The sequence below is a fragment of the Burkholderia sp. AU6039 genome, from assembly GCF_002223365.1.
Classification (GTDB): Bacteria; Pseudomonadota; Gammaproteobacteria; order Burkholderiales; family Burkholderiaceae; genus Burkholderia.
In genome coordinates, this window is record NZ_NKFK01000003.1 from 391,358 (window position 1) to 413,096 (window position 21,739).

The window sequence follows — 21,739 nt, forward strand, 5'->3', positions numbered from 1 at the left end:
CGACATGAACGCCTCACCGACGATCCTCGTGACGGGTGTGAACGGGCAGGTTGGCTTCGAGCTGTTGCGGACGCTGCAGGGGCTCGGGCGTGTGGTGCCGTGTGACAGGTCGACACTCGATCTGTCCGATCTCGAGCGCGTGCGCACGTTCGTGCGGGACGTGAAGCCGTCCCTGATCGTCAACCCTGCCGCGTATACCGCGGTGGATCAGGCAGAGACCGACGTCGATGCTGCACGCCGCCTGAATGCCGACCTGCCGCGTGTATTCGCGGAGGAGATGGCGCGCAGCGGCGGCGCGCTCATTCACTATTCGACCGACTACGTGTTCGACGGTACGAACACCGAGGCGTATACGGAAACCGATGCGACGAATCCCGCCAACGTTTATGGCGCGACCAAGCGTGACGGCGAACGGGCGATTGCGGCGACCGGGTGTGCGCATCTGATTCTGCGAACGAGCTGGGTGTACGGCCGGCGCGGCAGGAACTTCCTGCTGACGATGCTGAAGCTGGGTGCCGAGCGCCCCGAGCTGCGGATTGTCGCGGACCAGGTCGGTGCACCGACGTGGTCGAAGACGATCGCCGCCGCCACGTCGCACATCGTCGCGCAGGGCATGGCATCGACCGGGACCGACTGGTGGGCGCGCCGCTCCGGCGTCTATCACTTGACTTCGGCCGGCGCGACGTCGTGGTGCGGTTTCGCCGAAGCCATCTTCGCGGTCGCCATGGCATCGCATGCACCGAAAATCGTGCCTATTGCGTCGAGCGACTATCCGACGCCGGCAAAACGGCCTGCGAATTCGAGACTGGCAATGGACAAGCTGGGCGCGACGTTCGGACTGCGGATGCCTGACTGGCGCGATGCGCTGGCGCTGTGTCTAGCCGAATGATCCTGTCCTGGAGCGGGCTGACCGTCTGGCGGGCGAAGCCCGGATGGCGGTCGCGGAGGCCGGCTCTCGGCCCGGAGGGCGTTGCCAGGCTTGACGCAGCGACCGTTCTGGTGCTTTCGGCGAGTTTTAAGTGACCGATTGGTAACGCTCGGGTACGTGACCCGGTGGTTTGGCTGCCGATCAGGACCGAGCAGGGGCACGACGGTCGCGCTGCGTGCGCGTTCGGGCCTTGTCTGGCGGCCGTCCCGGGTCAACCGCCGTTTTCGGTGGGAGTGGTGCCGGCTATAATTCCGTTCCGGCCGGGTCTCGCATGACCGGCTGGCAACCATGCCGGCCGGTGTATGGATGCAAGTGGCGAAGGTGTTGGCTTCGCCAGCGAATACTAAATGTGGAGTGAATGTGATGTTAATCCCCGTCATCCTGTCCGGTGGTGCCGGTACGCGACTTTGGCCCGTCTCTCGCGAAGGGCATCCCAAACCGTTCATGAAGCTCGCCGATGGCGAGAGTCTGCTGCTGAAAACCTACCGTCGCGCTGCCGCGGCGGTCGGCGGCGGTGACGACGCCCAGGGCGGAGAATTGCTGACGGTCACCAACCGCGACTACTACTTCATGAGCAAGGACGAGTTCGTGAGCGCGGCGCTCGGCGAACAGCGGCCCGGCGTGTTCATGCTCGAGCCGGCCGGTCGCAACACGGCGCCCGCCGTGGCAATGGCTGCGCATCATGTCGCTGAAAAATACGGGCGCGACGCACTGATGCTGGTGCTCGCGGCCGATCACCTGGTGCAGGACCAGAAGGGTTTCGTGGCCGCTGTCGCGAGCGCAGCCGAACTGGCGAAGCAGGGCCGGCTGGTGACGTTCGGCATCGTGCCGACGAGCCCGGATACCGGCTTCGGCTATATCGAGGCAGGCGAGCCTGTCGGAGCCGGCCGAGCGGCGCTGCGCTTCGTCGAGAAGCCGGATGCGGCGAAGGCGGCGGAGTACCTGGCAGCGGGCAACTATCTGTGGAACTCGGGCATGTTCTGTTTCAAGGCCGGCGTCATTCTGGACGAGATGGCCCGCCATGCCCCGGACGTCGCCGCGGCCGCCGAAGCATGCTGGGCGGCGCTGCAGGAAGCCAACAAGACGTCGACGCAAATGCTCGAGATTCCCGCCGAATCGTTCGAGAAGATGCCCGACATCTCGATCGACTATGCAGTGATGGAGCGCTCGTCGAACGTGGCGGTGGTGCCCGCCAGCTTCGGTTGGAGCGACATCGGCTCGTGGGGCGCGGTGCGCGACCTGGTCGAGCCTGACCAGGACAGCAACCGGGCCGTCGGCGATGCGATCTTCGTCGACAGCCGCAACATGTACGTGCAGACGCAGGATCGCGTCGTGGCGTCGGTCGGCGTGGCCGACCTGATGATCATCGATACGCCGGACGCATTGCTGGTCGCCCATCCTGACCGCGCGCAGGATGTGAAGCAGGTGGTCGCCCGGCTGAAGAAACGTAATCACGACGCGTACAAGCTGCACCGCACCGTGAGCCGCCCGTGGGGTACCTACACGGTGCTGGAAGAGGGGCCGCGGTTCAAGATCAAGCGGATCGAAGTCAAGCCGGGTGCGAGCCTGAGCCTTCAGATGCACCACCATCGCAGCGAGCACTGGATCGTCGTGAGCGGGATGGCCAAGGTCGTCAACGGCGATCAGGAGATTTTCGTCCGGACCAACGAGTCCACCTATATTCCTGCGGGGCACAAGCACCGCCTCGAGAATCCGGGTGTGCTGGACCTGGTGATGATCGAGGTGCAGAGCGGCGAGTATCTGGGAGAGGACGACATCGTTCGTTTCCAAGATGTATACGGGCGGGCTTGATGCTGGGCATGCTGAGAGCCCTGTGGGCCTATCGCGGCTTCATTCTGGGAAGCGTCAAGCGGGAATTTCAGTCCAAGTACCGTAATTCCCTGCTGGGCGCAGCATGGACCGTCCTCAATCCGCTTGCGATGATCGTCGTCTATACGGTGATTTTTTCGCGGGTCATGCATGCCCGGTTGCCAGGCGTGGACAGCACCTTCGCGTACAGCGTTCACCTGTGCGCCGGCGTTCTGCCATGGGCCATGTTCGTGGAAGTCGTCAGCCGAGGGCAGACTGCTTTCATCGACAACGCCAACCTGCTGAAAAAGCTGAGCTTTCCGCGGCTGTGTCTGCCGGTGATCGTGGTCGCCAACGCGCTGGTCAGTTTCGTGATCGTCTTCGCGCTGTTCACTGCATTCCTGGTGATCACCGGGAATTTCCCCGGCATTTCGTATCTCGCGATTTTTCCGGTGCTGCTGGTGATGACGCTGTTCGCGATCGGCCTTGGCGTCACGCTGGGCGTGCTGAATGTATTTTTCCGTGATGTCGGGCAGTTCTTCGGAATCGTGCTGAATTTCTGGTTCTGGCTGACGCCGATCGTCTATTCGGTCAACATTTTGCCGGATAGCGTGAAGTCCGCGATGCGATTCAATCCGATGGCGCCGGTGATCCAGTCGTTCCAGGTCGTACTGGTGCAGCGCGTATGGCCGGACTGGCAGGCGCTCTGGCTGCCGGCCGTGTTGGGTATCGTCCTGTGTCTTTTTGGCCTGGGCCTGTTCCGCAAGCATGCGGGCGAAATGGTGGATGAACTCTGATGGGCACCATTACCGTTACCAATCTGGGCAAGGCCTACAAGCAGTACCCGACACGCTGGTCACGTCTCGTCGAGTGGATGGACCCGCGTCGCAAGGAGCATCACAAGCTGCACTGGGTGCTGCGCGACGTGAATTTTTCGGTGCGCGCCGGCGAGGCGATCGGCATCATCGGCATCAACGGCGCGGGCAAGAGCACGCTGCTGAAAATGATCGTCGGGACCACGCAGCCGACTGTTGGCAGCGTGTCGATGACCGGGCGCGTCGCCGCACTGCTGGAGCTCGGGATGGGGTTTCATCCGGACTTCACCGGGCGCCAGAACGTGATGATGGCCGGTCAGTTGCTGGGCTACAGCGTCGACGAACTGACCGCGATGATGCCGGAGATCGAAGCGTTTGCCGAAATCGGCGAATACATCGATCAGCCGGTGCGCGTGTACTCCAGCGGTATGCAGATGCGTCTTGCGTTCAGCGTCGCGACGGCTCGCAGGCCCGACGTGCTGATTGTCGACGAAGCGCTGTCGGTCGGCGATGCGTATTTTCAGCACAAGAGCTTCGACCGCATCCGCGAGTTCGGCAAGCAGGGCACGACGCTGTTGATCGTTGCACACGACAAAGCCGCGATTCAGGCAATCTGCGACCGCGCGATCCTGCTGAATGCGGGGCGGCTGGAGATGGAGGGGCCGCCCGAAGCGGTCATGGACTACTACAACGCGATGCTGGCCGATCGTGAGAACAGTGAGGTCAGGCAGGAAAAGCTGGACAGTGGCGCGGTGCAGACCGTTTCTGGAACCGGCGAGGCACTGATCGACGAGGTTACGCTGCTCGATCGGTCAGGCCAGCCCGTCGAGATCATCGGCGTCGCGCAGCCAGTCGCGTTGCGCGTCAAGGTCAAATGCGTCAAGGCGATTCCCGAATTGGTCGTCGGGTACATGATCAAGGACAGGCTCGGGCAGACGGTGTTCGGAACGAACACCTATCACCTGAAGCAGGTGCTGGTCGATCTTGCCGAAGGCCAGATGGTGGAATTGCATTTCGAATTCACGGCGAATATCGGCGTGGGCAGCTATTCGGTTGCCGTTGCACTGCATACGGGCGATGCGCATCTTGCAAATAACTACCAGTGGCGCGATCACGCGCTGGTGTTCAATGTCGTGAACATAAAGATGGATGATTTCGTCGGTGTGGCGTGGCTGCCGACGACGGTGAGGAGTTTGCCGTAGTGGACAGTTTTTATCGTGCGTTCGAGGACCGGCATCGCGGGTCGCGAGATCTGATCAAAAGCCGGCTGGCGAAGTACGCGGCGTTCTTTCAGCCACTGGCGGCGTTGCACCCCGGCGCGATGACGTTCGATGTCGGGTGCGGCCGCGGCGAGTGGCTGGAACTGATGATCGAAGCCGGTTTTGTCGCGTCGGGTGTGGATCTCGACGACGAAATGCTCGAAGCGTGCCGTGAGCGAAATCTGCCGGTATCGAAGGGCGACGCGATCGAGCATCTCGCGACGCTTGACTCGGACAGCCATGCGCTGATCTCGGCGTTTCACGTCGTCGAACACGTGAGCTTCGAGCAATTGAAGACGCTCGTGAGCGAAGCGCTGCGCGTGTTGAAGCCCGGTGGCCTGCTCATTCTCGAGACGCCCAATCCGGAAAACATCGCTGTGGCGACGTGCAACTTCTACATCGATCCGTCGCACCAGAAGCCGGTGCCTCCGATGCTCCTTTCGTTCGTTGCCGAACACGCCGGGTTCGATCGCGTCAAGGTCGTGCGTCTTCAGGAGCCCGAGGTATTGCACGATGCGGAAACGAAGGTTCACCTGCTGAACATCCTCGGTAGCGTGAGTCCCGACTACGCGATCGTTGCGCAGAAGGCGGCCAGTTCGACGCAAGGCGCGTTCGACGCGGCATTCGATGCCGATTACGGCCTGACGATCGATGTCCTTGCGGATCGCTACGAAACACGGCTGGCCTCGAATCTTTCTCATGTCGACGCGAGGGTGGAGCGTGCGGAGGAGGCGCTGCGGCTTTCCGCAGAGCGGTGGAGCGAGCTGGTCGACCGGCTGCAGACGGTGACCGAGCAGTTGAAGTTCGCAGAGGAGCGCTATCAGCGCGTCGAAGAGCGAAACCGGCTGGCTGACGAGCGACGCCAGCTTGTCGACGAGCGCAGCCAACTTGTCGAGGAGCGAAACCAACTGGTCGAGGAGCGAAACCAACTGGTGGACGGAGAGCGCCAGCATGTCGAGCGTCAGGTACTCGAATTGCAGGCACGCCTCGAACAGGCCGAGGCCATGATGCATCAGGCGAATGCGCAACTGCATGCGATGTATCACAGCACGTCGTGGAAAATCACCCGCCCGCTTCGGATCGTCGCGCTCGTGCTGAAGGGGCAAGGGAAGACGGTTTTCAAGGCCGGACTCAAGCGCGTCATTCAGCAGACTGCACGATTCGGCGACGAGCACCCTTCGTTCAGGCGGTTCGCCGTTTCCGTGCTCAACCGTTTTCCCGGTCTCAAGCAACGGCTGATTCCCGTTGTTTCCGGGACGGTGCGTCCCTATTCCGCACGACCCGACGTGCCGCCGGAGAGTCTGAGTCCGCGCGCGCAACAAATTCATGCTGCATTGGCATTTGCAGCGAAGAGCTACAGCAAGAAGGAGGGGGCGTAATGCGGATCGTCATCGATATGCAAGGTGCGCAGAGCACCGGTTCGCGCAATCGAGGCATCGGCCGTTACACCCAGGCGATTGCAAAAGGCCTGGTGCGCAATCGCGGAGAGCACGAGATCTTTCTGGCGCTGAGCGACCTGTTTCCCGAGACCATTGAGCCCATTCGCGAGGCGTTTTCACATGTGCTGCCGCTCGAGAACATTCGGGTCTGGCACGCCGCAGCCCCTGTTTCGCACGTTGAAAAATCGAACGATTGGCGGCGGCATGCGGCGGAACTGGGATTCGAGTCGTTCCTGTGTACATTGAAGCCGGATTTCATCTATGTCACGAGTTTGTTCGAGGGGCTTGGCGACGATGCGGTCACGAGCGTCCATCGACTGCAGCACGATATTCCGGTCGCGGTCACGCTTTACGACCTGATTCCGTATATCAACCCCGATCCGTACCTGAACAATCCGGTCATCAAGTCCTGGTATCTGGAGAAGGTCGACCATTTGCGCCGGGCTGATTTGTGGCTGGGTATTTCGGAGTCCTCGCGTCAAGAGGGCATCAAGTACCTGGGACTGCCCGCAGACTGCTCGATCAACATCGGCACCGACGCAGACGATGCATTCCAGTCCATCGACGTTTCCCCGGAACGGGAAGCGACGTTGCGCAAGCAATACGGGCTGACGAAACCGTTTGTCCTGTACACCGGCGGCATCGATCACCGCAAGAACGTCGAAGGCCTGATTCGGGCCTATGCGCTTTTGCCTGAAGCGGTACGACGTGATCACCAATTGGCGATCGTGTGCTCGGTGCAGCCCGCGAATCGGCAGGAACTCGAGCGCTTGGCACAGCAGCATGGCCTGAGCCAGGGTGAGGTGGTGCTGACAGGCTTCGTGCCGGACGAGGATTTGCTGTATTTCTACAACCTGTGCACGCTGTTTGTGTTCCCGTCGTGGCACGAGGGTTTCGGTTTGCCCGCATTGGAGGCGATGCGCTGCGGGGCGCCCGTCATCGGCGCCAACACGTCCAGCTTGCCGGAAGTCATCGGTTGGGATGATGCATTGTTCGATCCGCATTCCGACGCGGCGATTGCCGGCGCAATACGTCGCGGTCTGACCGATGCGCCGTTCCGCGAAGCATTGATTCGGCACGGGAAAGAGCAGTCGCGCCGCTTCTCGTGGGATGAAAGCGCACGCCGCACCATTGCAGCCATGGAGCAGTGGCATGTTCGGGGCAAGCAGCCCGCGCATCGACAGGAGTCGCGGCGCCCGAAGCTCGCCTATGTTTCTCCGCTGCCGCCTGCTCGCACCGGCATTGCGGACTACAGTGCCGAACTGCTGCCTGAGCTTGCGCATTTCTACGATATCGATGTCATCGTCGATCCGGATACCGCTGGGAATCCGCAGTTCGATGGCGTGATGGTAAGGTCTGCTCAGTGGTTCCTTGACCATGCCGGCTTGTATGACCGTGTGGTCTATCACTTCGGCAATTCGTCCTTCCATCGCTACATGTTTCCGCTTCTGGATGTCATTCCCGGAGTGGTGGTCCTGCATGACTTTTTCCTGTCGGGCATCGTTGCGGAAATGGACGGCCAGGGATGGCGGCCGGGTGGCCTGTCGCAGGCGTTGTATGAGGACCACGGCTACGCCAGCCTGGCCGAGCGCCATCAAAAAGCGGATCCGGCGGATGTCGTCTGGAAGTATCCGTGCAGCCTGGAGGTGATTCAGAAGAGCCTGGGCCTGATCGTCCACTCCGGGAATTCGAAGCGCCAGGCCATGCGCTGGTATGGCGGCGACCTTGGCGACTGGGTCGAAATTCCCCACATGCGAGACAACGATGTCGACCTCGACCGGGCTGGCGCGCGCGCCGCACTCGGTATTGCGGAAAGCGACTATCTGGTCTGTGCGTTCGGATTGCTGGGGCCGATGAAGCTGAACCTGCAATTGCTGAAGGCATGGGCTGCATCGTGTCTGGCAAAGGACGCGACCTGTCATCTGGTGTTTGTCGGCGAGAACAATCCGGGGCAATACGGGCAGGACGTGTCGCGCCTGATCCGCGAGCTCGGTTCGACCGCCAACGTGCGGATCACGGGCTGGGCGGATATTTCGATTTTCCGCCAGTATCTCGCGGCTGCCGACGTCGGTGTGCAGTTGCGAACCCTGTCCAGAGGCGAAACGTCCGGCACTGTGCTGGATTGCATGAATTACGGCAAGGCCGTCATCGTCAACGCGAATGGCAGCATGGCCGACCTTGACGACGCCGCCGTATGGAAACTGCCAGACGCATTTACCGAGCCGCAACTCGTCGAGGCGCTGGAAACCTTGCGCACCGATACCGAGTTGCGGACGAAACTGGGTCGTACCGCGCGGGAGCTCATCGTGAGCCGCCACGCTCCGGATCTGTGTGCGCAAGCGTATCGCGATGCAATCGAGCGCTTCCATGTTGCAGGGTTGGCGCATCCCGCGATACTGGCGCGCGCAGTCGTCGCAGAGGCCGGCACAGCCGAGGACAACCAGTTGCAGCAGGCCGCGGCGGCCATGGCCCGGAACGTCGTGCCGCGCAATGCGAAGCGGCAACTGCTGGTGGATATCTCCGAGCTCGCTCAACACGATGCGAAAAGTGGCATCCAGCGGGTGGTGAGGAGTCTTGTCAAGGAATGGCTGGAGCATCCCCCCGCCGGGTTCAGGGTGGAGCCGGTTTATGCGACGGCGGCGCAGTCGTATACTTATGCCCGCCGATTCACCGCCGAGCTGATGGGTTTCGAAGACGCGTGGCTGCATGATGCGCCTGTCGATTACGGGCCCGGCGACATCTTTCTCGGCCTGGACCTCGCGCCAGAGCTCGTGCCTGCGCAGCGGGCGTTCTACCAGAAGCTCCGGCACCAGGGCGTGCAGGTCAAGTTTGTCGTGTACGACCTGCTGTGTATTTTCCTGCCCCAATATTTCGGTCCCGGCGTTGCCGAGAATTTCGCCAAGTGGCTGGACGTCGTCGCGGAGAGCGACGGTGCGTTCTGCATTTCGGAGGCCGTCGCGGGCGATCTGGCTCGATGGATGGCGCAACATGCGCCGGAGCGCGCAGCCCGCTTCGCGATCGACTGGTTCCACCTGGGTGCGGATATTCAAAATTCCGTCGCATCGACGGGGCTTCCCGCCGATGCCGGGAACTTGCTGGCGACGCTGAAGAAATCACCGTCCTTCCTGATGGTCGGGACGCTGGAGCCTCGCAAGGGGCATGCGCAGATCCTGGATGCATTCGAACGGCTGTGGCAGGAAAATCGGCAGGTCAACCTTGTCCTGGTGGGCAAGCAAGGCTGGTTGGTAGGGGATCTGGTCCCGCGGCTGAAGAGGCATCCAGAACTCGGCCGGCGCCTGTTCTGGCTGGAGGGTATCAGCGACGAATATCTGGAAGCGCTTTACGCCGCATCGTCGTGCTTGATCGCCGGCTCATACGGAGAGGGCTTCGGCCTTCCGCTGATCGAGGCGGCTCAACACGGGATTTCCATCATTGCCCGGGATATCCCCGTGTTTCGGGAAGTCGCGGGAGATCACGCCTATTATTTCTCCAGTGAGACCGGGCAGGATCTGGCCGTTGAAATCAACGCCTGGCTGGAACTTGAAAGCAGGGGGCAGGCGCCTTCGTCCGAAGGCATGGCTTATTTGACCTGGGCCCAAAGTTCTCGCGACCTGGCGAAGCTTTTTACAAAAAGCGCATCACTTTCGTAAGGAAAGAGCATCACTATGAAGACAGTCATCATCACCGGCATCACCGGCCAGGACGGCGCCTATCTCGCCGAACTCCTGCTCGACAAGGGCTACACCGTTTACGGTACCTATCGTCGCACCAGCTCGGTGAATTTCTGGCGTATCGAAGAGCTGGGCATCGCCAAGCATCCGAACCTGCACCTGGTCGAATACGACCTGACCGACCTGTCGGCGAGCATTCGCCTGCTGCAGACGACCGGCGCGACCGAGGTGTACAACCTCGCGGCGCAGAGCTTCGTCGGCGTGTCGTTCGACCAGCCGGTCACGACCGCCGAGATCACCGGCGTCGGTCCGCTGAACCTGCTCGAGGCGATCCGCATCGTCAATCCGAAGGTTCGCTTCTACCAGGCAAGCACGTCCGAAATGTTCGGCAAGGTGCAGGCGATTCCGCAGATCGAATCGACGCCGTTCTATCCGCGCAGCCCGTATGGCGTGGCGAAGCTGTATGCGCACTGGATCACGGTGAACTATCGCGAGAGCTACGACATCTTTGGTTGCAGCGGGATCCTGTTCAATCACGAATCGCCGCTGCGCGGCCGCGAATTCGTCACGCGCAAGATCACCGATTCCGTCGCCAAGATCAAGCTCGGCCAGCTCGACGTGCTCGAACTGGGCAACATGGACGCGAAGCGCGACTGGGGCTTTGCGAAGGAATATGTCGAAGGTATGTGGCGCATGCTGCAGGCCGACGAACCGGATACGTTCGTGCTGGCCACGAACCGTACCGAAACCGTGCGCGACTTCGTGCGCATGGCATTCAAGGCGACCGGCGTCGACCTCGAATTCAAGGGCAGCGATGTGAACGAGATCGCCGTCGATGTCGCAACCGGCAAGACGGTGGTTCGCGTCAATCCGAAGTTCCATCGCCCGGCCGAGGTCGACCTGCTGATCGGTAATCCGGAGAAGGCGAAGCAGAAGCTGGGCTGGGAGCCAAAGACGACGCTCGAGCAGCTGTGCGCGATGATGGTTGAAGCGGATCTGCGACGCAATGAACGTGGCTTCTCGTTCTGACGCGCCGCGCGCGCTGATCACGGGGCTCGGCGGCTTTACCGGCGACTATCTGGCGCAGTCGCTGAGGGCCGCCGGCTATCGTGTGTTCGGCACCGCGCACGGTGCCGAAGCGATCGGGTCCGACATGTATCGGGTGGATCTGTGCGACCGCGCGGAACTGGCGAAAGTCGTCGCCGACGTGCAGCCCGACGTGGTCGCGCATCTTGCCGCGATCGCGTTCGTTGCGCACGGCGATGCCGACGCGATCTATCGCACGAACGTGGTCGGCACGCGCAACCTGCTGGAGGCGCTCGCGAACCGGGAAAGCCGTCCGAAGGCGGTGCTGCTGGCCAGCAGCGCCAACATCTACGGCAATGCGGCGGTCGAGGTGATCGACGAATCCGTTGAGCCGAATCCGGCGAACGATTACGCGGTCAGCAAGCTGGCGATGGAGTACATGGCGCGCCTCTGGCACGACAAGTTGCCGATCGTCGTCGCACGCCCGTTCAACTACACGGGCGTTGGCCAGTCACCGCAGTTCCTGCTGCCGAAGATCGTCGGCCATTTCCAGCGCGGCGAGCGCGTGATCGAGCTCGGCAACATCGATGTCGAGCGCGATTTTTCCGACGTGCGCCGCGTGGTGGACGCGTACAGGCGCCTGCTTCAACTCGCGCCTGCCGGCGGCGTGTTCAACGTCTGCTCAGGCCGGGCGGTGTCGTTGAAGTCGGTGATCGCGCTGATGGAGCAGATCGCCGGCTACTCGATCGAGGTGCGCGTCAATCCGGCTTTCGTGCGCGCGAATGAAGTGCGCCGATTGCAGGGCGACGGCACGCGGTTGCAGGCCGCAGTCGGGCCGCTCGAGGATATTCCGCTGGAAAGCACGCTGCGCTGGATGTTTGGCGGAGGGCGTGGGTGAAGGTAGGTTTCGGCACGACTGCGCTTGCCCGGAGCAGTGCGCATGGCGGTGTTGACGGCATCGGTTCGTATACGCGCGAATTGGGGCGGGCGCTGCTGGCGCGGGGCGGGATCGGTCTCGTTCCCGCCGGCTTCGGTGCGGTTGCCGGCAACGATGTGTTTCCAGGGGCTCGGCCGCCGGTCAATCTCGGTCGGCATGAGGTCGCGACGGTGCTGGGCGCGGTGACACCCTGGACGTCCATCGACGAAAGGGCGCTGCGCGCAGAAAGCGTGGACGTGTTCCATGCGACGGATCACCTGATTCCCAAACTGTCTTCGGCACCGGTCATCGCGACGCTGATGGACGCAATTCCGCTGTCGCATCCGGAATGGACGACGATCCGACTGGCGGCGCTGCGCCGCTGGTTATTGCGCCGCTCGGGAACCTGGGCTGATCATGTGATCACGATTTCCGATTATTCGAAGCGGGAAATCGTCGAGCATTTCGGCATCGCGCCGGAACGGATTTCCGTCGTTCCGCTGGGCGTGCATCCTCGTTTCTTCGAACGGATCGATCAGGCCGAGCGCGCCGAAGTACTGAAGCGGCTTGGCTTGCCGGCGCAATTCTTCCTGTGTGTGGGGACGCTGCAACCGCGGAAGAATCTCGAGCGGGTACTCGACGCGCACGCGAGCTTGCCGGCGGACCTGCGCCGTGCGATACCGCTGGTCATCGTCGGACGCGCCGGGTGGGGCTGCGAGCAACTCGTCGCGCGTTTGGGCGCGGGCGGTGACGGCAACGTTCGCTGGCTCCAGTATCTGCCCGATCACGACGTGCGCGCGCTGATGCAGTCGGCCAGCGCGCTCGTGTTCGCGTCGCTGTGCGAAGGTTTCGGGCTGCCTGTCGTGGAAGCCTTCGCATCGGGATTGCCGGTCGTGGCGTCCAGCACGACATCCGTTCCCGAAGTCGCGGGCGATGCGGCGATTCTGGTCGATCCGTCTCGTACCGACGAGATAGCGGACGGAATGAGAATGATCGTCGAGCAGGAGGGCAAGGCCGATATGCTCCGCGGAGCCGGACTCGCGCGTGCGCGGGAACTGAACTGGTCGGCATGCGCCGAGAAGACGGTGGCCGTGTACGAAGCCGTTCTGCGCGGGACGCGTTATTCATGAGTCAATTCGCTTCGAGGAGCGTCGCGTGAAGTTGGGGGTGGATATCACCTGGATGGTGGGCAATTACCGCGGCATGGGGCGCTACGCGCGACAACTGGTGGAGCCGGTCAGCGCGTCGGTGCTGGGCCTCGGTCCCAGCGGCGTGCATGCGGACGACTGGCCGTGCGTCAGCGCAGGGCGCGGCTTCTTCCCATGGTGGGAGCAGGTCGAGTTGCCGCGCCGGTGCCGTGAACAGAAGCTCGACTATTTGCTGTGTCCGTACAACACGGGGCCGTTGCAATCCACCGGCAACACGCGGATCGTCGCGGTCGTCCATGACCTGATCTACCTGAAGCCCTGGAATGTGCTGCCGCCGGCGCGATCGCTGTATCAGACCGCCGGGCGCATCTATCGTCGCCAGGTGGTGCCGAGGCTCGTGCGTCGGGCCGACGCCGTGTTGACGATCTCTCGGTTCACGCAGCGGGAGCTGATGGAGCGGTTCGGGTTGCGTGAGGCGGACGTCCCCGTCATTCCGTGCATGATTGCGGATGACTGGTTCGCGCCGCCGGTGAGTCAGGTTGCGCGCGAGCCTTACTTGTTCACGGTCGCGGGGGAGGCGCCGAGCAAGAACGTCGATCGGCTGTTACAGGCCTTTGCCGTGGCGCGCCCCGCACTCGGTGACGATGCACGGCTGAGGATCGCAGGGATCAAGTCCGACCATCACACCCATTTCCTCGCACGGGCGGACGCACTCGGGCTGACGGGCGTCGTCGAACTGCTTGGCTATGTGTCGCGGGAGGAGTTGCGCGAGCATTACCGCCGAGCCCGCGCATTCATTTTTGCGTCGTTGTTCGAAGGGTTCGGAATTCCATTGCTGGAGGCGATGGCTTCGGGTACGCCCGTCGCGTGCAGCAACACGACGTCGATGCCCGAGATCGTCGGCGAGTGCGGCCTGCAGTTCGATCCCTATTCGGTGGAAGACATGGCGGAACAGATCCGCAGGGTGTGGGACGACAGCACGCGATTCGACGTGGCGGCCGGTGCCGGGATGGACCGCGCACGCACCTTCTCAGCATCGGCCGTTCGTCCTTCGATTCAGGATTTCTGGGCGCGTCTGTCATGAGCCAGGACAGGAAGAAGCTGCTGGTGCTGACGCCCCGGTTTCCGTATCCGGTAATCGGCGGCGACAAGCTGCGGATCTATCACCTCTGCCGCGTATTGTCCCGCCATTACTCGCTGACGCTGCTGAGTCTGTGCGAGAGCGACGAAGAGATGCACGCCGCGTTACCCGACGATGGCGTGTTCGACCGGGTCGAACGGGTCTTGCTGTCCCGTCGGCGATCCTACATCAACACGCTGCTCGCGCTGCCCACGCGCACGCCGCTGCAGGTGGCGTACTACCGGAGTCGCGCATTTGCGGCGGCCGTATCGCGATTGCTGCCGTCGCACGACGGCGCATTCGTGCATCTCGTGCGCTGCGCGGAGTATGTCCGCCGGTCGGACAAGCCGCGCATCCTGGAAATGACCGATGCGATCTCGCTCAACTACAGCCGCGTGAAGCAGTTGAAGAAAGCGCGCGGGTTGAAGTCGCGCGTGTTCGGCATCGAGGCGAGGCGCCTGCTCGACTACGAGCGCACGATCGTCGACGATTTCGACCTGTCGGTGCTGGTTTCCAGGACCGACCGCGATTACCTGTTTCCCGGCGCGTCCGCCGGGAAGGTGATGGTGTGCTCGAACGGCGTTGATCTGTCGAACTTGCCGTATACCGCACGCAGCATGGCGAGCCGCATCCTGGTTTTCATCGGCGACATGCGCACCGTCCAGAACCAGGACATGTGCCACTTTTTCGCCGAAGCGGTGCTGCCGTTGCTGCGCAAGCGTGCCGACTATCGCTTCCGGATCGTGGGGTCCATCGCCCCCGCGCTGGCCGAGCAGTTTCGCGCGTACGACGGCGTCGACGTGACCGGCCGGGTCGAGTCAGTCGCGCAGGCCGCGTCCGGCGGCGCGATCGGCGTGTGCCCGATGCGCATCGGCGCCGGCGTGCAGAACAAGATTCTCGAGTACATGGCGCTCGGGTTGCCTGTCGTCACCACGTCGCTCGGGTACGAGGGCTTGGGCGCGGAAAGTGGCCGGGATCTGCTGATCGCCGATACGCCGGGAGAATTCGTCAGTCGTATCGAGCGGCTCGTCGCCGACGAGCCCGCGGCGGTCGAGATGGCTGAGCACGCGCGCGCCTTCGTCGAGCGCGAGCACGGATGGGAACGGATGATTGCGCCGCTCGTTGATCGCATCGGTGCGTTGCTGGCCTGAAGGAAGGCCCGTCCGCTTTGCGCGCTACCGCGCGAGACGGGCGGCCCCGGTTTGGTTGCGGCGCGGCGGCAAGGTTACAATGGCCGTGCAGGCATGATATGCCCCCGGATGCCAGCCGGGCGGCGCCGATCGATGACGGCGCCAGCGATCGGCCTTCTCCCTGTCTTCGAGATCCTGACGTGTTCGTTTTCGTCCCCCTTGCAGTTCCCCCGTGCCGGTCGTGCGCGGATAGTCGTGCGCATTGGCAGGCGTTGCCTGCGTGCGCCATCCGAGGTTGCACACCGCTTCGCCGAGCCGTCAGCCCGCAAGGCCGGAGATGGCGATGACTCGTCTCGTCATCACCGGCGCGAATGGTTTCGTCGGCCGGGCAGTCTGCCGCCGCGCGCTGGCAGCAGGGCATACGGTGACCGCACTGGTACGGCGCCCCGGTGGCTGCATCGACGGCGTGCACGAGTGGGTGCACGCCACCGCCGATTTCGACGGCCTGGACGAAGGCTGGCCGGAAGATCTGGCCGCCGATTGCGTGATCCATCTCGCCGCCCGCGTGCACGTGATGCGCGACGAGTCGCCCGACCCCGATGCCGCGTTCGACGCCACTAACGTCGCTGGTACCTTGCGTCTCGCGCAGGCGGCACGCAATCACGGCGTACGCCGCGTCGTGTTCGCGAGCAGCATCAAGGCGGTCGGCGAGGGCGACGGTGGTGTGCCATTGTCGGAAGCGACCGAACCCGATCCGCAGGATGCTTACGGCCGTTCGAAACTGCGCGCGGAGCGGCAACTCGCGCAGTTCGGTGCGTCGGCAGGGCTCGACGTTGTCGTCGTGCGACCGCCGCTCGTCTACGGGCCGACCGTCCGTGCCAATTTCCTGAGGATGCTGGACGCGGTCGCGCGCGGGATGCCGTTGCCGCTCGGAGCCGTGTCGGCGCGGCGCAGCATCGTATTCGTCGAAAACCTTGCAGACGCGCTGCTGCACTGCGCCATCGATCCGCGCGCGGCCGGCGAATGCTTCCATGTTGCCGACGACGACGCGCCGTCGGTCGCGGGCCTGTTGCGCCTCGTCGGCGATGCGCTCGGCAAGCCGGCACGCCTGCTTGCGGTGCCGCCGGCCCTGCTGCGCGTGGCTGGCAAGCTGACCGGCCGCAGTGCGGCCGTCGATCGCCTGACGGGCAGCCTGCAGCTCGATACCGGCCGGATCAGGCGCGTGCTCGACTGGCAGCCGCCCTATACGACCCGCCAGGGCCTCGAAGCGACCGCCGCATGGTATCGTTCGCGCGATACACGAAAATAAGGCCACATGCTTCTCGCGAACCCCACCTGGCTCACCGCAGCTGCGGTGGCTCTGGCCGCCGCACTCGCTTCGACGACGATTCTTCGTACGTTGCTTGCCACCGGCCTGGCCTGGCGCCTCGCAACCGATATTCCGAACGACCGTTCGCTCCATACGCTGCCGACCCCACGCGTCGGCGGATGGGGCATCGTGCCGGTGTGCGTTGTCGCATTGCTGGCGCTCACGCCGCGACTGTGGCTGATTGCCGCCGCCGCCGCAGGATTGGCCGCGATGTCGCAGATCGACGACCGGCGCGGGCTGCCGGCCCGCGTGCGGTTCTCGGCGCACCTCGCGGCAGTCGTCGCGCTGATCGTCGTGTTTCCGGCCGACGCGCCTTGGTGGCTGCTCGCCGGCGTGGGTTTCGCGATGGTCTGGCTGACGAACCTGTACAACTTCATGGATGGCGCCGACGGCCTTGCGGGCGGCATGGCGCTGTTCGGCTTCGGCGGATACGCGGTCGCGGCGCTCGATGGCGTCCATGCGTCGCCCGATCTTGTCGTGGCTGGCGCGGCGGTTGCCGGTGCGGCGTTGGGTTTCCTGCTGCTCAACTTTCATCCGGCACGGCTGTTTCTCGGCGATGCCGGCTCGATTCCGCTCGGATTCCTGGCTGGCGCGCTGGGCTACTGGGGCTGGCGTACCAACGCCTGGCCGATCTGGTTTCCCGCGATGGTGTTCGCTCCCTTTATCGCTGACGCATCTGTAACACTTTTGAGACGTCTGTTACGCGGAGAAAAGTTCTGGCAAGCGCACCGTGAGCACTATTATCAAAGGATGGTTCGATCGGGCGTCAGTCACGGTCGGACCGCTCTATATTGGTACCTCATCATGCTCGCGGGCATAATTCTCGCCGTGTGGGCAAAGGGCCGCCCCGAACTGCAGCAGTGGCTGTCGTTCTTCGCTTGGTACGGCGTCCTGGCATGCTTCGGATGGTTGATCGACATGCGTTGGCGCCGGTTCCAGGCAGCCGCCGAAAACAACTCTTGAGGTTTCCTGCCGATGTTGCGATCCAAAGCGTCGTGGCTGTCGCTGAGTGCTTTCCTGTTCGACCTGACGGCGGTCATCGCCGCATGGTTGTTCGCTTATCTCGTTCGTTTCAATGGCAGCGTTCCGCATGATTTCCTGAGCGGCGCGCTGATGGCGCTCACGTGGGTGCTGCCCGTCTACGCGCTGATGTTTCGCGGGTTCGGCCTGTATCGCGGGCTGTGGGTGTTCGCGAGCCTCCCCGACCTGATGCGTATCGCGAAGGCGGTGGTCGGCGGCGGAGTGATCGTGATGATCGGCGCCGTGATGTTCCAGCCACAACCGATCATTCCGCGCTCGGTGCTGCTCGTGTCGCCACTGATGCTATTTCTGGCGATGGGCGGCGCACGCGCGCTGTATCGCGCGACGAAGGAGTATTACCTGTACGGCGGGCTCGTCGGGAAGGGCAAGCCGGTGCTGGTGCTCGGTGCCGGTACGGCCGGCGCGAGCCTCGCGCGCGAACTGTCGCGTTCCGGCGAATGGCGCCTCGTCGGCCTGCTCGACGACGATGTCGCAAAACAGGGCCGCGAAATCTACGGTCACAAGGTGCTGGGCTCGTTCAACGACCTCAAGCACTGGACCGACGCAATGAAGGTCGAGTACGCGATCATCGCGATTCCGTCGGCGTCGGTCGAGACGCAGCGTCGCGTCGCGACGCTGTGCGTGCGGGCCGGCGTGAAGGCGATGGTGCTGCCGTCGCTGACCGCGCTGATGCCGGGGCAGGGCTTCCTGTCGCAGGTGCGAAACATCGATCTCGAGGATCTGCTCGGCCGCGATGCCGTGACGATCGACACGCCGCACGTCGAGGCGCTGCTGCGCGGCCGCGTCGTGATGGTGACCGGCGCGGGCGGATCGATCGGCTCCGAGCTCTGCCGGCAGATCCTGCGCTTCGCGCCCGCGCAACTCGTCGCGTTCGACCTGTCCGAGTATGCGATGTACCGGCTGACCGAGGAGTTGCACGAGCGCTTCCCGGACCTTCCGGTCGTGCCGATCATCGGCGATGCGAAGGATTCGCTGCTGCTCGACCAGGTGATGTCGCGCCATGCGCCGCACATCGTGTTCCATGCGGCCGCCTACAAGCACGTGCCGCTGATGGAGGAGCACAACGCGTGGCAGGCGCTGCGCAACAATGTGCTCGGCACCTATCGCGTGGCCCGCGCGGCGATCCGCCACGATGTGCGTCACTTCGTGCTGATCTCGACCGACAAGGCCGTCAATCCGACCAACGTGATGGGCGCGAGCAAGCGCTTGGCCGAAATGGCCTGCCAGGCACTGCAGCAGACGAGCGGGCGTACCCAGTTCGAGACCGTGCGGTTCGGCAACGTGCTCGGCAGCGCGGGCAGCGTGATCCCGAAGTTCCAGCAGCAGATCGCGAAGGGCGGCCCGGTCACGGTCACGCATCCGGAGATCACGCGCTTCTTCATGACGATTCCGGAAGCGTCGCAGCTGGTGCTGCAGGCGTCGAGCATGGGGCATGGCGGCGAGATCTTCATTCTCGACATGGGCGAGCCGGTGAAGATCGTGGATCTCGCATGCGACCTGATTCGCCTGTATGGTTTCTCGGAAGAGCAGATCCGGATCGAATTCACAGGGCTGCGGCCCGGCGAGAAGCTCTATGAGGAACTGCTCGCCGATGACGAGGCAACGACGCGAACACCGCATCCGAAGCTACGGATCGCGCGTGCGCGGGAAGTGCCGGACAATTTCCTCGACGAGCTGCTGCCGTGGCTGATGCAGCATCGTGTGCTGCCCGATGACGAAGTGCGGCGCGACCTGCGGCGCTGGGTGCCGGAATACCAGACGGCCGTTGCTCCCGTGTTGCAGAGTGTTCCGTCGGTACGTGCCGCATCGAACGGGTGACGCGGTCCCGGGCCGTAAGCCGAGCGGCAAGACGAAAAAAAAGCGCCCTGCAAGGGCGCTTTTTTTGTCCGGAAGCCGGATAGGCCGCTCAGTGGCTGCGCCGATGCTTCCTCACCACCATCCACCTGGGCACCCTGAACCGCACGATGCTCAGATACAACCACACGTAAGTCAGTGCAAACAGCACGACGAACACGAACAGGTGCACCGTGTGCCGCCAGAACAGCGTCGCGGGTATCACCGCGACGAGGCACAGCAGCCACAGGTACGGCGATGTCAGTGAATTGCGGCGCGTCAGGTCATGCGCGTGCTTCGTGCCGACGGCCCAGCGCATCAGCCGCTTGTACACGAGCATATGCAGGTGCACGCCGTCCGGGATGCCGGGCGACATCCCGCGGATGAACTTCTTCCGGTAGATCGAGAAGCAGGTCTCGAAGATCGGGTACATGAACAGCAGCACCGGGTACCACGCAGACACCTCGCGGTTGCGCATCACGAGCATGATCGCGAGTTCGGCGAGCATGAAGCCGATGAAATACGCGCCGCCGTCGCCGAGGAAGATCAGCCCGGCCGGGAAATTCCACAGGAAGAAGCCGAGCACGGCGCCCATCATGATGATCGAAGCGGACATCACGACCGGATCGTTCACATGGAACGCGACATACGCGAGCGACGCGAACATCATGAAGCTGACCATCGACGCGAGCCCGTTGAAGCCGTCGATGATGTTGATCGCGTTCGCGAGCGCCGCGACCGCCAGCACGGTGATGAACGCCGAGATGGCCACGTAGCCGAGCAGGAAATCGAGCGGCGGCACGCTGATGCGCTTGACCGCGATGCCCAGCAGCCAGAACGCGAGCGCGGCCGCCCCCATCGTGCAGAGCAGCCGCGCGCGCGGCGACACGCGCTTGGTCAGATCCTCGACGAGGCCTGACAGGAACGCCGGCATGCCGCAGGCTACGATCCCGAGAATGCTGCCGGCGATCGTCGGATAGCGCCGGGACAGGATCAGCCCGGCAATGACGACGCCCGCGAGGATCCCGATGCCCCCGACCCGCGGCACGGGCCGCACGTGGAATTTCTGCACGCCGGCCAGGTCGCTGTCGATCGAGAATTTCTCGTGAAGGTGCGCATAGCGCACGATGAACAGCGTGACGAGCAGGGAGACGATGAAGCCGGACGCGAAGCTGAGCATGGGATCGCTCGAAAAATGGACAGCGGATTATACAAAACCGCGCGGGTTGCCCTCCTGCCATCGCCAGTGGTCGGCACACATTTCTTCGATGCCGAGCGTCGCGCGCCAGCCGATGATGTCGGCCGCGGCCTGCGGATTCGCGTAGCACTCGGCGATGTCGCCCGGGCGGCGCGCGACGAGCTCGTACGGCACCGGGCGGCCCGATGCCTTCTCGAACGCACGCACGACTTCCAGCACGCTGTAGCCCTGGCCCGTGCCGAGGTTCACGACGAAGCTCGCGTCGCGCTTCGCCAGTGCGTCGAGCGCGGCGATGTGCCCCTTCGCGAGATCGACGACGTGGATGTAGTCGCGCACGCCGGTGCCGTCCGGCGTCGGGTAGTCGGAGCCGAACACGCGCAGCTTTTCCAGCTTACCGACCGCAACCTGTGCGACATACGGCATCAGGTTGTTCGGGATGCCGGCCGGGTCCTCGCCGATCAGCCCGCTTGCGTGCGCGCCGACCGGGTTGAAGTAGCGCAGCGTGGCGATTCGCCACGACGGGTCCGAGACTTCGAGATCGCGCAGGATTTGCTCGGCGATCAGCTTCGACTGGCCATACGGGTTCGTCGCGGACAGCGGGAACGATTCGTCGATTGGCGAGCGCTCGGGCACGCCGTATACGGTTGCGGACGAGCTGAACACGAACTGCCTGACGTTGCGCTCGCGCATCACCTTGAGCACGGCAAGCAGGCCGCCGATGTTGTTCTGGTAGTACTCGAGCGGCTTCTCCACCGATTCGCCGACGGCCTTGAGCGCCGCGAAGTGGATCGTGCCGGTGATCGGGTGTGCATCGAATACCTTGGCGAGCGCGGCTTCGTCGCATACGTCGACCTGATGGAACGCGGGCGTCTTGCCCGTGATCCGCTCGATGCGGCGCACGGATTCGGCCTTGCTGTTGACGAGGTTGTCGACGATCACGACGTCGTAGCCGTTGTCGAGCAGCTCGACGGTCGTATGCGAGCCGATATAGCCTGCTCCGCCCGTGACGAGGATGGTGCCTTTAGCGGTCATTGCTG

General features: G+C 63.5%; 16 protein-coding genes. 14 read left to right on the top strand and 2 right to left on the bottom strand.

The genetic code is table 11. From position 1 onward, the window contains the following. The first annotated feature begins 4 nt into the window (after positions 1 to 4). The 14 genes from rfbD (at position 5) to CFB39_RS04425 (ending at position 19,489) form a co-directional block, all read left to right on the top strand. The gene (gene rfbD / locus CFB39_RS04360) at positions 5 to 889 is read left to right on the top strand and encodes a dTDP-4-dehydrorhamnose reductase (protein WP_256991354.1); all 885 of its coding nucleotides are present in this window, start codon (positions 5 to 7) and stop codon (positions 887 to 889) included. Between the two features lie 402 nt (positions 890 to 1,291). Then, positions 1,292 to 2,740 carry a mannose-1-phosphate guanylyltransferase/mannose-6-phosphate isomerase gene (locus tag CFB39_RS04365; RefSeq protein WP_089424666.1) on the top strand — a complete coding sequence of 483 codons (1,449 nt, stop codon included), beginning with the start codon at positions 1,292 to 1,294 and terminating at the stop codon, positions 2,738 to 2,740. Beyond that, complete coding sequence (locus CFB39_RS04370; RefSeq protein ID WP_089424667.1) at positions 2,740 to 3,534, top strand: ABC transporter permease; 795 nt, start codon at positions 2,740 to 2,742, stop codon at positions 3,532 to 3,534. The genes CFB39_RS04365 and CFB39_RS04370 overlap by 1 nt, the downstream gene beginning before the upstream one ends. Further along, positions 3,534 to 4,754 carry an ABC transporter ATP-binding protein gene (locus CFB39_RS04375; RefSeq protein ID WP_089472268.1) on the top strand — a complete coding sequence of 407 codons (1,221 nt, stop codon included), beginning with the start codon at positions 3,534 to 3,536 and terminating at the stop codon, positions 4,752 to 4,754. The genes CFB39_RS04370 and CFB39_RS04375 overlap by 1 nt, the downstream gene beginning before the upstream one ends. Beyond that, positions 4,721 to 6,190 (top strand): bifunctional 2-polyprenyl-6-hydroxyphenol methylase/3-demethylubiquinol 3-O-methyltransferase UbiG, encoded by a 1,470-nt coding sequence (locus tag CFB39_RS04380; RefSeq protein ID WP_256991355.1) that lies wholly within the window; start codon positions 4,721 to 4,723, stop codon positions 6,188 to 6,190. The genes CFB39_RS04375 and CFB39_RS04380 overlap by 34 nt, the downstream gene beginning before the upstream one ends. After that, positions 6,190 to 9,900, top strand: a complete 3,711-nt coding sequence (locus tag CFB39_RS04385) for a glycosyltransferase (RefSeq protein ID WP_089472270.1) — start codon at positions 6,190 to 6,192, stop codon at positions 9,898 to 9,900. The genes CFB39_RS04380 and CFB39_RS04385 overlap by 1 nt, the downstream gene beginning before the upstream one ends. 15 nt (positions 9,901 to 9,915) lie before the next feature. Then, complete coding sequence (gmd, locus tag CFB39_RS04390) at positions 9,916 to 10,950, top strand: GDP-mannose 4,6-dehydratase (protein WP_089472271.1); 1,035 nt, start codon at positions 9,916 to 9,918, stop codon at positions 10,948 to 10,950. Beyond that, complete coding sequence (locus CFB39_RS04395) at positions 10,928 to 11,845, top strand: NAD-dependent epimerase/dehydratase family protein (RefSeq protein ID WP_089472272.1); 918 nt, start codon at positions 10,928 to 10,930, stop codon at positions 11,843 to 11,845. Before gmd ends, CFB39_RS04395 begins: the two co-directional genes overlap by 23 nt. Next, on the top strand, positions 11,842 to 12,993 hold the full coding sequence (locus tag CFB39_RS04400) for a glycosyltransferase family 1 protein (protein ID WP_089472273.1): 1,152 nt from the start codon (positions 11,842 to 11,844) through the stop codon (positions 12,991 to 12,993). Before CFB39_RS04395 ends, CFB39_RS04400 begins: the two co-directional genes overlap by 4 nt. Positions 12,994 to 13,018: 25 nt before the next feature. Then, positions 13,019 to 14,095: a glycosyltransferase family 1 protein gene (locus tag CFB39_RS04405; RefSeq protein ID WP_089472274.1), complete on the top strand. Its 1,077-nt coding sequence runs from the start codon at positions 13,019 to 13,021 to the stop codon at positions 14,093 to 14,095. Then, positions 14,092 to 15,282: a glycosyltransferase gene (locus CFB39_RS04410; RefSeq protein ID WP_089472275.1), complete on the top strand. Its 1,191-nt coding sequence runs from the start codon at positions 14,092 to 14,094 to the stop codon at positions 15,280 to 15,282. Before CFB39_RS04405 ends, CFB39_RS04410 begins: the two co-directional genes overlap by 4 nt. A gap of 322 nt (positions 15,283 to 15,604) precedes the next feature. Continuing rightward, positions 15,605 to 16,570, top strand: a complete 966-nt coding sequence (locus CFB39_RS04415; protein ID WP_089473219.1) for an SDR family oxidoreductase — start codon at positions 15,605 to 15,607, stop codon at positions 16,568 to 16,570. A 6-nt stretch (positions 16,571 to 16,576) separates the two neighbouring features. After that, positions 16,577 to 17,593, top strand: a complete 1,017-nt coding sequence (locus tag CFB39_RS04420) for a glycosyltransferase family 4 protein (protein WP_089472276.1) — start codon at positions 16,577 to 16,579, stop codon at positions 17,591 to 17,593. A gap of 12 nt (positions 17,594 to 17,605) precedes the next feature. Continuing rightward, entirely contained in the window at positions 17,606 to 19,489 is a 1,884-nt protein-coding gene (locus CFB39_RS04425) for a nucleoside-diphosphate sugar epimerase/dehydratase (protein ID WP_089472277.1), read from the top strand. An 88-nt stretch (positions 19,490 to 19,577) separates the two neighbouring features. On the opposite strand, the gene CFB39_RS04430 is transcribed toward CFB39_RS04425, so the two are convergent. Next, positions 19,578 to 20,684, bottom strand: coding sequence for a glycosyltransferase (locus tag CFB39_RS04430; RefSeq protein ID WP_089472278.1), 1,107 nt, complete (start codon positions 20,682 to 20,684; stop codon positions 19,578 to 19,580). A 27-nt stretch (positions 20,685 to 20,711) separates the two neighbouring features. Beyond that, a complete protein-coding gene (gene galE / locus CFB39_RS04435; protein ID WP_006485111.1) occupies positions 20,712 to 21,734 on the bottom strand; it encodes a UDP-glucose 4-epimerase GalE in 1,023 nt (340 codons plus the stop codon). Positions 21,735 to 21,739: the final 5 nt, after the last annotated feature.